Annotated in this window: 10 protein-coding genes; 7 read left to right on the forward strand and 3 right to left on the reverse strand. The window is 33.7% G+C overall.

Features of this window, described 5'->3' with window-relative positions:
• Positions 1-3 precede the first annotated feature (3 nt).
• On the reverse strand, positions 4-783 hold the full coding sequence (locus V8G56_RS07875; RefSeq protein WP_395437897.1) for a hypothetical protein: 780 nt from the start codon (positions 781-783) through the stop codon (positions 4-6).
• Positions 784-1,091: 308 nt separating this feature from the next.
• Here V8G56_RS07875 and V8G56_RS07880 point away from each other — a divergent pair, with 308 nt between their 5' ends.
• The 3 genes from V8G56_RS07880 to V8G56_RS07890 are packed head-to-tail and all read left to right on the forward strand — an operon-like array spanning position 1,092 to position 5,652.
• Positions 1,092-1,982 (forward strand): GLPGLI family protein, encoded by an 891-nt coding sequence (locus V8G56_RS07880; RefSeq protein WP_395437898.1) that lies wholly within the window; start codon positions 1,092-1,094, stop codon positions 1,980-1,982.
• Positions 1,983-2,031: 49 nt separating this feature from the next.
• A complete protein-coding gene (locus tag V8G56_RS07885) occupies positions 2,032-2,901 on the forward strand; it encodes a GLPGLI family protein (protein ID WP_395437899.1) in 870 nt (289 codons plus the stop codon).
• A 48-nt stretch (positions 2,902-2,949) separates the two neighbouring features.
• Positions 2,950-5,652, forward strand: coding sequence for a carboxypeptidase regulatory-like domain-containing protein (locus V8G56_RS07890; RefSeq protein ID WP_395437900.1), 2,703 nt, complete (start codon positions 2,950-2,952; stop codon positions 5,650-5,652).
• A gap of 49 nt (positions 5,653-5,701) precedes the next feature.
• Here V8G56_RS07890 and V8G56_RS07895 read toward each other — a convergent pair whose 3' ends face one another.
• Positions 5,702-6,778, reverse strand: a complete 1,077-nt coding sequence (locus tag V8G56_RS07895) for an NADH:flavin oxidoreductase (RefSeq protein WP_395437901.1) — start codon at positions 6,776-6,778, stop codon at positions 5,702-5,704.
• Between the two features lie 4 nt (positions 6,779-6,782).
• Complete coding sequence (gene metK, locus V8G56_RS07900) at positions 6,783-8,036, reverse strand: methionine adenosyltransferase (RefSeq protein WP_395437902.1); 1,254 nt, start codon at positions 8,034-8,036, stop codon at positions 6,783-6,785.
• Between the two features lie 454 nt (positions 8,037-8,490).
• On the opposite strand from metK, the gene ilvD reads away from it, so the two are divergent.
• The 4 genes from ilvD to ilvC are packed head-to-tail and all read left to right on the forward strand — an operon-like array spanning position 8,491 to position 13,954.
• A complete protein-coding gene (gene ilvD, locus V8G56_RS07905) occupies positions 8,491-10,173 on the forward strand; it encodes a dihydroxy-acid dehydratase (protein WP_395437903.1) in 1,683 nt (560 codons plus the stop codon).
• 9 nt (positions 10,174-10,182) lie between these two features.
• A complete protein-coding gene (gene ilvB, locus V8G56_RS07910; protein WP_395437904.1) occupies positions 10,183-11,916 on the forward strand; it encodes a biosynthetic-type acetolactate synthase large subunit in 1,734 nt (577 codons plus the stop codon).
• A gap of 19 nt (positions 11,917-11,935) precedes the next feature.
• Positions 11,936-12,469, forward strand: a complete 534-nt coding sequence (gene ilvN / locus V8G56_RS07915; RefSeq protein ID WP_395437905.1) for an acetolactate synthase small subunit — start codon at positions 11,936-11,938, stop codon at positions 12,467-12,469.
• 9 nt (positions 12,470-12,478) lie between these two features.
• A complete protein-coding gene (ilvC, locus tag V8G56_RS07920) occupies positions 12,479-13,954 on the forward strand; it encodes a ketol-acid reductoisomerase (RefSeq protein ID WP_395437906.1) in 1,476 nt (491 codons plus the stop codon).
• Positions 13,955-14,051 lie beyond the last annotated feature (97 nt).

The following is a 14,051-nucleotide window of genomic DNA, read 5'->3' on the forward strand; positions in this document are numbered from 1 at the left end:
ATTTCAGTTGGTTTTTAATTGGAATTTTTGAAGGGTTTCATTGTTGTAAATATACAAGGTTTCATTGGTTACTAAAAACTGATTTATTAACAAATTTGGAATTTTAATTGGAGTTAATTCAGTAGATTCCTTTTTTAAATAAAACAGAGAATTACCTTTTTTTAGTACAATATTACCATCACTTTCATCCATGCTAGTGAAACCCTCGTTTTTTATTTTTGAAATTAAGGTTCCGAAATAATTATAGATTAATAAATGGTCATTGGTGAGCAGCCAACAATAATTATAATTACTTCTTATATCTAATACACCGCTTGAAATGGGCAAAGTTTTAAATCGGGTGTTATTGTTTTTATAATCAAAAACTTCCAGCTGTTGTGAATCTTGGTTAAATATCCAAAGAGTATTATCATTTCCGGTAGAAATATATGAAACACTTCTGTAGGGTTGCCTATTGTTAAAATCAATTTTAAAGATTTCAGCTAACCTGTTGTCAAGAATGATGGCCGTATTGAAATCTTTGTAAAACAAGTTGATTTTTAAACTATTAAAAGCATTAGCAGAAGTGATATTTCCTAATTGCAAATTATTATATGTAATGGTTTTATCGTTATTTCTTTTATGAAGTACATTGTTGCTGATGTAGTAAACAGTATTGAAATCATCAACATCTATTAACTTTTCAATGCTTAATGGTGTTTTATCAATAAAACGTGTTTCAATAGATTCTTGCGAAAATATTGATATTGAAACAAATAGAGTTATAAAAAGAATATGCTTCATAAAGATTTGAAAATTACAAAAACCAAATCATTTATGATATTTTGTAATGTTAAAAAGGGATTTAATGTTAACCCAGAAAACAAATGATAAAATTAAAAATGTGATAAATAGGTTTTTTTTCAAAAAGGATATTTAAATTTTTTCAAAATAAACTATTACTTAAATAATTAGTCTAATTTAAATGTTGAACATTTTAAGTTAGAAAAGAGTGTTAAAATTTTTGTAAAAACGTCTATAATGTTTAATGAAGACTTATGTTTGTTAAACAAATAAAAATAACGAGTCAAACTATTATTAATATATTTCAAATGAAAACCATTTTTTTCAAAACATTTTTTGTCTTAATCTTTTTATTTTTTAACAGCGCAGTATTATTTGCCCAAGGTTTTCAGGGTAAAGCATACTATTTTTCCAAAACCACAATGGATATGAGTCGATTTGGTGGTGGTCGCCAATTGAATGAACAACAAAAAAAAGAAATGGAAACTCGAATGAAACAATGGTTGGAAAGAACCTATGTTTTAACTTTTAATAAAGAGGAGTCTATCTTTGTTGAAGATGAAAAATTAGAGGCACCCGTTGGAGGAAGAGGTCCAAGTATGTGGGGAAGTAGTTTTTCCCCTGGTCCCCAATATAAAAATTTAAAAACAAACATCTTTTTGCAAGATCAGGAATTCTTTGGAAAGCAATTTTTAATTAAAGAAGTGATGCAGCCTTTAGAATGGAAGATGGGAACAGAATCTAAACAAATTGGACAATATACTTGTTTTAAAGCTTCGGCAAGTAAACCTTCTACTGAGATTAACTGGACTAGAACATCTAGATCAGAAAGAGATAACAATGCTGAAAAAAAGACAGATTCAACTAAAACCAGCAATGTAGCAAGTACTAATGAAGAACCTAAAGAGGAAGAGATTGAGATGATTGAAATTGAAGCGTGGTATACCCCTATGATTCCGGTTAGTCAAGGGCCAGGAGAATATTGGGGACTTCCTGGTTTAATATTGGAAGTTAGTGCTGGTAATACAAGCATGTTATGTTCTAAAATTGTTATGAATCCGCAGGAAAAAACGAAAATTGAAGCGCCCGACAAAGGAAAAATTGTAACCAAGAAGGAGTATAATGAAATTATTAATGAAAAGATGGATGAATTCAGAAATAACAGAGGTAGGGGAGACAACGGTCGTTCAAGAGGTTAAGAAGCATCTATAACTAATCAATTAAACTTATTCCATAATAAAAATGAAAATGAATTCCATTAAAATATCTTTTGTAACAGCATTGTTTTTTTTAACAAGTACGGTAACCTTTGCCCAGGATTTTCAAGGGAAGGCATATTATTTTTCAAAAACACCTATGAATCTTGGTGCCTGGGGAGCTAGATTGAGTGAACAACAAAAAAAGCAAGTAGAAGATCGATTGAAAAACAGATTAGAGAAGACCTATATTTTGACCTTCAATAAAACAGAATCGATTTATAAAGAAGATGAAAAATTAGATGCCATTTCTGGGGCTACCGATACATGGGGGAATAATTTTTCTCCAGGGCCACTATACAAAAATGTGAAGACCAAGACTTTTGTGCAGGATCAAGAATTTTATGGTAAACAATTTTTAATCAAGGAAGAGTTACAGACTTTAGAATGGAAAATAGGAACCGAAACAAAGCAAATAGGTAATTATACATGCTTTAAAGCGACCTGTAAAAGAACGGATTTTGATGTTTCTTGGTGGAATTTTTCTTGGGATAGATTAAGAAATAATTATGTGGAAAATAAGTCTGATTCTATAAAAACTGCTGACGTAGCTGGTTTAAAATCTGAGACTTTAAAAGAGGAGATTGATATGGTGGAGATTGAAGCATGGTATACGCCTATGATTCCTGTAAGTCAAGGGCCGGATGATTATTGGGGTCTTCCGGGTTTAATACTAGAAATTAGCGTTAACAATACAACCTTGCTTTGCTCTAAAATTGTAATGAATCCAGAAGAAAAAATTGATATAGAAGCTCCAGATAAGGGCAAAGAAGTAACAAAGAAAGAGTATCAAGAAATTATTTCTGTTAAAATGCAAGAAATGAGAGATAATCGCGGAAGAAATAGCGGAAGAAGACCTTAACGGTTCAAAATATCTTTTTAAAATCAACTTATTGATTAATTAATTCACATGAAGAATTTTATTTTTTTAATGCTATTTAGTTTAGTTAACATCTCTTTTGCCCAAATTAAATTGCAAGGAGTAGTAAAGGATAGTATTGGCAATCCGCTAGAACTAGCAAATATTATTGCCATAAATGAAGAAACAAAAGCGTTAGAATCTTACGCAATTACTAATCAGGAGGGGGTATTTAAGTTGGCGTTATCAAAAAACGCCACCTATAATTTGCAAGTGAGTTATATAGGTATGAAAACCTTTAAAGAAACTATTTCTGTTAAAGAAGAAGATATAAACAAAGATTTTTCGCTGATATCTGATAATGTCTTAGATGAAGTTGAACTTACGTATGAAATGCCGGTAACTGTTAGAGGAGATACTTTAGTATATAACGCCGACTCTTTTAAAAATGGTTCTGAACGAAAACTGGAAGATGTCATAAAAAATCTACCAGGAGTAGAAATTAATGCCGATGGACAAATAGAAGTTGAAGGGAAGGTAGTCAATAAATTAATGGTTAATGGGAAGGATTTTTTTGATGGCGACACTAAATTAGCCACCAAGAATATTCCATCAAATGCCGTAGATAAAATACAAGTATTAAGGAATTATTCTGAAGTAGGCCAGTTAAGTGGCGTGACTAACAATCAGGATAATGTAGCAATGAATATCAAGCTAAAAAAAGGTAAAGAAAACTTTTGGTTTGGAAATGTAACAGTGGGTGCTGGGAAGTCTCCAGATAATGAACTTTATTTGGCACAACCAAAACTATTTTATTATAGTCCAAAATTCAGTCTTAATTTTATTGGCGACTTAAATAACACAGGTGAAGCGTCATTAACACGTCAAGACATTAGAGGTTTTGGTGGTGGTTTTAGACCTCCAAGCCAAGGTAGCGGCACCAATCTTAATTTAGGGAGTAATGCCCTTAACTTTTTAACACGAGAAAACAATGCCCTTGAGGTTGAAAACAAATTAGGAGCCACCAACTTTAGTTACTCACCAAATCAGGCTTTGGATATTAGCGGATTTGCCATTTATAATAGCAGCCGTATTACTTCAAAAGAAAATAATTTTAAGCGATATACAGATTCTGATCAAGGCATTCCGGATGAAACAACTGAGCAAACCAGCAAAGAAAGTTCTAATCAAGGTTTGTTGAAATTAAGTTCTACTTATAAACCTAATTTAAGCAATCAATTTGATTATGATGTTTTAGGCAGAATTTCAAAGGACTCTCAGGATCAGATTTTTTTCTCATCGATTTTGGGAAATACAATTCAGTTTGAAGAGAATACGCCCTATAGTATTAATCAAAATATTAATTATTACTATACCTTAAATGACACTAATATATTTGCTTTTGAAGCGCAACATCTCTTGCAAGATGAAGATCCGTTTTATAATGCTGTTATAGAAGACAAAACCAACTATACAACCACTGCAGATGCTTTAGGTTTAAATGGCTCTCAATTAGGTTATGATATTGGTCAAAATCGACGTATAAAATCAAACCAATTAGATGCTAAGCTTGATTATTATAATATTCTTAATGCAAAGAGCAATATCAACTTAACTTTAGGTACTATATTAAGTCGTCAAGACTTCAATTCTAATATCTTTCAATTTCTTGATGATGGCTCCATATTTAATCCTACGCCTACCTTCAATAATGGTCGTGCTTCAAATGATATACAGTATAATTTTAGCGATATATATTTAGGAGTTCATTATACCCTTAAGGCGGGTAAATTCACTTTTAGGCCTGGTTTTTCTGCGCACACTTACGGAAATAAAAACAGTCAGTTTGGTGAAGAATTAAAGGATAATTTCTTCAGGATATTACCAGATTTTGAAACGCGTATTCAATTTAAAAAGAGCGAAAGTTTAACCTTTAATTATAATATGCAAAATCAGTTTACTGATGTGACGCGCTTAGCGCAGGGCTTGATTTTAAATAATTTCAATAGTATTCAATATGGCAATCCAGATTTACAAAATGCCTTATCACACAATTTGAGTTTATTTTATAGTAGTTTTAACCTGTTTAACTATACCAATGTATTTGCACGTGTTGCATATTCTAAGAATATTGATCAGATAAGACAATTAACAGATTTTGAAAATGTCATTAGAACCAGCACCTTTTTTAATTCAAATTTTGCAGATGAAAGTGTCAATGCTTTTGGTAGAATACAACGCACCTTTGGAAAGCTAAGAGCTACGTTAAATACCAATTTCAACTACAGTAAAATTAATCAGTTTATACAGGGAAGACAATCGGTTAACGAGGGATTTAATCAAACCTATTCACCCGGATTGCGTACTAATTTTAAAGTAGCGCCAAATGTGAGTTTTGTTTATCAATACCGTGTTTCAATTAATAATCAGGGAACTACTAAAACAACTATCTACACCAATGCACCAACGATAGATTTTGATGCTTATATATGGGATTCAGTCACTTTTAGAACGGATTATGCTTATAACCGTCAAAGCGGTATAGGTGGTGAAAGTGATTCCTTCCAAACATGGAATGCATTCTTGTCATATAGAAAGAATAAAGACAGTAAATGGGAATACGAAATTAAAGCGACTAACATATTAAACATTGACTCTAAAATAAGAAATGGTGCTGATAACATATCAGTATCAGTTTCTGAAACCTTTATACAACCGCGTTTTGTGACGTTTAGAGTGCGTTATGAGTTGTAACATAATATTATTTTTAAAAAATTTATAGTATACTCAAAAAAAACACTTTTTAATTTTGAACAAAATTGGGCCATCTGTTCATGTATTCAATAAATGAATTACTGAGCCCTTCCTTTTTTAAATAGGATTTACTAACAGGTAATGGTTCAGGTTTAAAATTTGCATTTTCTATAACGCGATGAGGAAAATCATGATGTAAAATGGCAGACCTTCCAATAGTTACAAAATCTACTTTATTTTTTAAAATTTCATGAACATCGTGGCCTGAACTTATTTTGCCGGCAACTGTTAATTTCACGTCTTTAAAGTTTAAACCTGTAAAATGATCTAACAAGGTTTTGTCTTGATAATTTAAATCTTCGGGCATTTTAAAACAATCCCAGAGCGAGATGTCTAAAAAGTCTATAAGATTTGTATTTATTAAATTTTGAGCAACTCTTTTTATTTCTTTTAGGTCCATCCCAAAGCGCTCAGGTGATAGCCTCACTCCAATTAAAAAGGACGATCCACATGCTTTCCGGATTCCTTCAACAATTTCAAAAATAATACGGCTTCTGTTTTCAAAAGAACCTCCGTATAAATCTTGACGTTTGTTAATCTCTTTACTTAAAAACTGACATAATAAATACCCGTGAGCCCCATGAATTTCTACGCCGTCATAACCTGATATTTTTGTTCTGATAGCGGCCTTTATAAAAGCATCAATTACTCCTTTGGTTTCCTCAAGAGTAAGTGCTCTGGAACCTGTTTCTTCATCAATAGAAGGGCAGACAGGTTGCTGGTTAATCAGGTCTTTTGGTGAACGCATACCTGCGTGATGTAATTGGACAACAGCTAAAGCCCCATGTGATTTTAATTCTTTGGCTAAACGTTTGTGGCCTTCAATATGCACATCATTAAAAATACCTAATTGTCCGTGAAATCCTTTTCCGTTCTCTTGTACATGTGAAGCACAGGTCATTACCAGTCCAAACCCACCTTGGGCTCTCATAGTAAGCCAATTAAATTCCGCATCAGATAAGATGCCGTTTTCAAAACTTTGGGTATTAGTTAAAGGCGCGAGCATAAATCTATTTTTCATTGTTGCTCCACAACGAAACTTAATAGATTCTGACACAGTTTTCATAATATTATAATTGAAATGCTTTTTTTACTTTATCTATATAATCAAGTTTTTCCCAGGTAAATAACTCCACATCCAGAGTTATTGATTCACCATTTGGTTGAGAAAATGTTTTTGAAACTATTTCGTTTTTTCTTCCCATATGGCCGTAAGCAGCCGTTTCGCTATAAATAGGAGCCCGTAATTTTAAACGCTCTTCAATAGCTGCTGGACGCATATCAAATAGTTTAGAGACTTCTTTTGCAATTTCACCATCCGTCATATTAAAAGGACAAGTACCATAAGTGTCTACAAAAATAGAGGTGGGTTCAACCACACCAATCGCATAAGATACCTGAACTAAAATCTCATCAGCAACACCAGCGGCAACCAGGTTTTTAGCGATATGACGGGCAGCATAAGCTGCGCTTCTATCTACTTTACTAGGATCTTTTCCAGAAAAGGCACCACCGCCATGAGCGCCTTTGCCACCATAGGTATCAACAATAATTTTACGGCCTGTTAAACCAGTATCACCATGTGGTCCACCAATGACAAACTTCCCAGTTGGGTTAATGTGATAAATGATATCATCACTAAACAACGCCTGAATATGAACAGGTAATTTTTCAATAACTCTTGGGATAAGAATATTGATAATATCTGTTCTGATTTTTGCCAACATCGTCTCATCTTCATCAAAATCATCGTGCTGTGTCGATACCACAATAGCATCAATGCGCTGTGGGATATTATCATCGCTATATTCAATAGTTACCTGACTTTTTGAATCTGGTCTTAAATAGGTAATCTCCTTATTTTCTCTTCTTAATGCGGCTAATTCAATTAGAATGCGGTGTGATAAATCCAGTGCCAAAGGCATGTAATTCTCAGTTTCATTGGTGGCATAACCAAACATCATCCCTTGGTCACCTGCACCTTGCTGTTCTTTACTAGCTCTGTCCACACCTCGATTGATATCTTCAGATTGTTCGTGAATAGCCGAAAAAATACCACATGAATTACCATCAAACATATATTCACTTTTAGTATAACCTATTTTATTAATGGTCTCTCTTGCTATTTTCTGAACATCTAAATACGTGGTTGATTTCACCTCCCCAGCAAGCACTACTTGCCCAGTAGTTACTAAGGTTTCACAAGCTACTTTTGAATTGACATCAAAAGCTAAAAAATTATCAATTAAAGCATCACTAATTTGATCTGCTACTTTGTCCGGATGTCCTTCAGATACACTTTCTGAAGTAAATAAATACGCCATTTATATTATTTTATGTGGAAGATTTGACGATAACGTCGAAGGAAGTTTACACTGCCTTTAGCATTTTTATTTATACTAAATTGTTTAGTACAAGAGGTTGCAATCAGTCAAATCTTTCCTCTATTATTTGTAGATGCAAAATTAATAAAATAAAAGGAATGAGAAATTTAATTTCACTTTTTTTAGTATTCACAGATGGTTCGTTTTATTAAAAAACGACATGAATGTTGAGTGTTTTTGTAAAATGTCCATATTTTAGTTCATTTTTTTAATATTGAACATCATAAAAAATTTGAATTAAAATTCTATATATCAAAGTTTTACGCGCTATTCAAGTGTGGTGAATTTAAACTTGAATACTAAACAATTGAATTATTAAAAGCGTAATAATTTAATTTCGAACTCTATTTTAATGAACATAATAAGATAACGTTTAGAATTATCTAAATCTAGCATGAATAATAAATTAAATAAGTATAGTAAAACGGTCACTCAAGATCCAACGCAACCAGCAGCGCAAGCCATGCTGCATGCCATTGGATTAACGGAAGAAGATTTTTATAAACCAATGATAGGGATTGCAAGTACAGGTTATGAGGGAAATCCTTGTAACATGCATTTGAATGATCTGGCTAAACTCGTAAAAAAAGGAACGCAAAATGAGGACATAGTTGGTCTGATTTTTAATACTATAGGTGTAAGTGATGGAATTTCTATGGGAACTCCAGGTATGCGTTACTCATTACCGTCAAGAGATATTATTGCAGATTCTATGGAAACTGTGGTTCAAGCCATGAGTTATGATGGCTTAATTACAGTAGTGGGTTGTGATAAAAATATGCCAGGAGCCTTAATGGCTATGATACGGTTGAATAGACCGTCAATTTTGGTTTATGGAGGCACCATTGATTCAGGCTGTCATGAAGGAAAGAAACTGGATGTCGTCTCTGCTTTTGAAGCGTGGGGTAGTAAGGTTGCTGGAACCATGAGTGAAAAGGAATTTAAAAGTATTGTTCAAAAAGCCTGTCCAGGGGCTGGTGCTTGTGGGGGTATGTACACAGCAAATACAATGGCATCTGCAATAGAAGCGTTAGGAATGACTTTGCCATTTAATTCGTCTAATCCTGCAACGGGAGAAGAGAAAAAGTTAGAATCTGTAAAGGCAGGAGAGGCCATGCGTTTATTGCTTGAAAGAGATATTAAACCTTCGGATATTATAACCAGAAAATCATTAGAAAATGCCATTCGTTTGGTAACTATTTTAGGAGGTTCAACGAATGCTGTTTTACATTTTTTGGCAATAGCAAGAGCGGCCCAAATAGATTTCACTCTTAAAGATTTTCAAAATATTAGTGATAATACGCCGTTTTTAGCTGACTTAAAACCTAGTGGAAAGTATTTAATGGAAGATGTTCATGCTGTTGGAGGCATTCCGGCAGTTTTAAAATATTTATTAAAGAAAGGATTATTGCATGGTGATTGTTTAACAGTTACGGGTAAAACCTTAGCTGAGAACTTATTAGATGTCGCAGATTTATCAGAAGGGCAAGACGTTATTAAACCTATAGAAAATCCAATAAAAATCTCCGGACACCTACGTATGCTATATGGCAACTTAGCTGAAGAAGGTAGTGTAGCTAAAATTACCGGAAAAGAAGGACTTAGATTCCAGGGAAAGGCAAAAGTATTTGATGGAGAGTATGCAGCAAATGATGGTATTAGAGATGGTAAAGTAAAAAAAGGCGATGTTGTTGTGATTCGTTATGAAGGGCCCAAAGGAGGTCCTGGAATGCCGGAAATGTTAAAGCCTACGGCTGCTATTATGGGCGCAGGTTTAGGGAAAGAGGTGGCACTTATTACAGACGGTCGTTTTTCTGGTGGAACCCATGGGTTTGTGGTGGGACATATTACACCTGAAGCTCAGGAAGGGGGTACTATTGCGTTTGTTAAAGACGGAGACACTATTACAATAGATGCTGAAACTAATTCAATTGTTCTTGAAGTATCAGACTCAGAATTACAGCAAAGAAAACAAAACTGGAAAGCACCAAAATTGAAATTTGATCGTGGAGTGCTTTATAAATATGCAAGAACAGTCTCATCCGCCTCTAAAGGATGCGTGACTGATGAATTTTAAGGAAGACTTATGAATACAGAAACAGAAAATAAAACTAAAGAAGTGGCTCAAAAAACCGAACGAATTACGGGAAGCGAAGCCATTATAAGATGCTTATTAGAAGAAGGCGTTGATATTCTTTATGGATATCCCGGTGGCGCTATCATGCCAGTTTATGATGAGTTATACAAGTTTAGAGATAAAATACATCATGTATTAACACGTCATGAGCAAGGAGCGGCACATGCTGCTCAGGGCTATGCACGCATTTCTGGAAGAGTTGGTGTTGCTATGGCAACTTCCGGGCCAGGAGCAACTAATTTAATTACTGGGATTGCAGATGCGCAAATTGATTCGACGCCTTTAGTATGTATTACGGGTCAGGTTTCCTCTCACTTATTAGGTAGTGATGCGTTTCAGGAAACTGATATTGTTGGTATTTCAACCCCTGTAACTAAGTGGAATCATCAAGTAACCAAAGCATCTGAAATACCAGAAGTCATTGCTAAGGCTTTTTATATTGCAAAAAGTGGAAGACCAGGCCCCGTACTGATTGATATCACAAAGGATGCACAGTTTGAAGAATTTGATTATTCTTATAAAAAATGTACGGGAATAAGAAGTTATAATCCAGTACCAAAAATAAATATTGATTCAATTGAAGCAGCGGCTGCCTTAATAAATCAGGCTAAAAAGCCTATGATTGTTTGGGGTCAGGGAATTATATTAGGTAAAGCAGAGGCAGAATTAAAAGCAGTAGTTGAAAAAGCTGGTATTCCTGCTGCCTGGACAATATTAGGAGCTTCCGCCTTACCAACATCACATCCACTCAATATTGGTATGGTTGGTATGCACGGAAATTATGCGCCTAATAGACTAACTAATGAATGTGACGTACTTATTGCCATCGGTATGCGTTTTGATGACCGCGTTACAGGTAATTTAAATACGTACGCAAAACAAGCTAAGATTATACATTTTGAAATTGATCCAGCTGAAGTTGATAAAAATGTTAAAACGGACATTGCTGTTTTAGGTGATTCAAAGGAAAGTTTAGCTGCAATTTTACCTTTATTAAATAATAATTCTTATCCGGAATGGCTTCAAGAATTTAAAGACCTATATAACATTGAATTTGAAAAAGTTATAAAAGATGATTTACATCCTACAAAAGATGGATTAACTATGGGCGAAGTATTAAATCAAATTAATATAGAAACTAAAGGAAATGCAGCTATTGTATCTGATGTTGGTCAGCACCAAATGATTGCTTGCAGATATGCTAATTTTAATATTTCTAAAAGTAATATAACCTCTGGAGGATTGGGAACTATGGGATTTGCACTTCCGGCTGCTATTGGAGCAAAAATGGCGGCACCAGAACGAGAAGTTGTGGCAATAATTGGCGATGGAGGTTTTCAAATGACCATTCAAGAGTTAGGAACTATTTTACAACAAAAACTGGCATTAAAAATTGTGGTCTTAAACAACGAATTTCTGGGAATGGTGCGCCAATGGCAACAATTGTTTTTTGATAAACGTTATGCATCAACAGAAATGACAAATCCAGATTTTGTAACTATTGCAAAAGGGTATTATATTAATTCTAAACGTGTTAAAACCAGAGCGGAATTGGCTGATGCAGTAAAAGAAATGATTGCTTCTAAAGAGGCTTATTTCTTGGAGGTTTGTGTTGAAAAAGAGGACAATGTTTTTCCAATGATTCCTTCTGGCGCATCGGTTTCAGATATTAGATTAAGTTAAGTTTTTAGAAAAGAATAACATGAACGAAGAAATAAAAACATTTACCATATCGATTTATACAGAAAATAATATTGGGTTATTAAATCGTATTTCAGCAATTTTTCAACGCAGACATATCAATATTGAAAGTTTAACAACATCTCAGTCGGAAATTGAAGGTGTAAACAGGTTCGTTATTGTAGTTAATATGGAAGAACAACAAGCCAAAAAAATTGTGAAACAAATAGAAAAACAGGTCGAAACGATTCGAGCGTATTATCACACAGACGAAGAAACTATATATACTGAGTCTTGTATGTTCAAAATAAAATCTTCTTTACTATTTGAAGAACCTCAAATTCAAAACATAATTAAAGATAGTAATTCACAGATTGTGACTGTAAACAAAGAGTTTTTTGTATTAGAAAAATCAGGCAGACGCCATGAAATTGAATCGCTTCGCAGAGATTTAAATGTGTTTGGAATCATGCAGTTTGTACGCTCAGGTAGAATAGCAGTAACAAAAAGTGAAATGAAAATAACAGAAATGCTTTTGGCATTCAATAATCAATAAAAACAAGAAATGGGAAATTACTTTAACACACTGTCGTTAAGAGATAAATTAAATCAATTATCAAAGTGTAGATTTATGGATTCTTCAGAATTTGAAGATGGTGTAAATGCTTTATTAGGAAAGAAAATCGTTATCGTCGGTTGTGGAGCACAAGGCTTAAATCAAGGGCTCAATATGAGAGATTCTGGTTTAGATATCTCTTATACTTTACGTGAGGCTGCAATAAAGGAGAAAAGAACTTCTTTTGTTAATGCTACTAAAAATGGTTTTAAAGTAGGAACCTATGAAGAATTGATTCCATCGGCTGATTTAGTATTAAACTTAACTCCAGACAAACAACATACCAGTGTTATTAAAGCTATTATGCCTTTAATGAAAAAGGGAGCAACCTTGTCCTATTCTCATGGTTTTAATATTGTTGAAGAAGGCACTCAAATTCGTAAAGATCTTACCGTTATTATGGTGGCTCCAAAATGTCCGGGTACTGAAGTAAGAGAAGAATATAAAAGAGGTTTTGGTGTGCCAACATTAATAGCTGTTCATGAAGAAAATGATCCAGAAGGCAAAGGATGGGCGCAAGCTAAGGCTTATGCTTCAGCTACTGGAGGTGATCGCGCAGGTGTTTTAGCATCTTCATTTGTAGCTGAGGTAAAAAGTGATTTGATGGGAGAACAAACCATACTTTGCGGTTTGTTGCAAACAGGATCAATCCTTTGTTTTAATAAGATGATTGAAAAAGGAATAGATGCTGGGTATGCTTCTAAATTAATCCAATATGGTTGGGAAACAATTACTGAAGGATTAAAATATGGAGGTATTACCAATATGATGGATCGTTTGTCTAATCCAGCAAAAATTAAAGCATTTGAGTTGTCTGAAGAATTAAAAGATATTATGCGTCCATTATTCCAAAAGCATATGGATGATATTATGGAAGGAAACTTTTCAAAAGGAATGATGGAAGATTGGGCTAATGATGATAAAAAATTGTTAACCTGGAGAGCTGCAACAGCTGAAACCGCTTTTGAAAAAACACCAGCTGGGGATGTAAACATTTCTGAACAGGAATATTACGATCATGGTGTTTTAATGGTGGCTATGGTAAGATCTGGAGTAGAATTGGCATTTGAAGCTATGACTGAGTCAGGAATTATTGATGAATCTGCGTATTATGAGTCTTTACATGAAACGCCGCTAATTGCTAACACTATTGCAAGACGTAAATTATATGAAATGAATAGTGTGATTTCTGATACGGCTGAATATGGTTGTTATTTATTTGATCATGCTTGTAAACCGTTATTATCAGATTTTATGAAGAAGATAGATACTGATGTTATAGGAAAGGCTTATTCAAAAGATAATGGCAAAGGTGTTGATAATGCTAAATTAATTGAAGTGAATAAGGCGTTAAGAGAACATCCTGTTGAAAAAATAGGAACCTTCTTAAGAGCTTCAATGAAGGCTATGAAGCCTATTGTTTAGTTAATATATTTTAAGGAAAAAACAAGTTATTTTTTTTAATACTTAGTTATAAAATAAAAGTCGAGACCTATTAAAAGTCTCGACTTTTATATTTTAT

The organism is Gaetbulibacter aquiaggeris, from assembly GCF_044003965.1.
GTDB classification, from domain to species: Bacteria; Bacteroidota; Bacteroidia; order Flavobacteriales; family Flavobacteriaceae; genus Yeosuana; species Yeosuana aquiaggeris.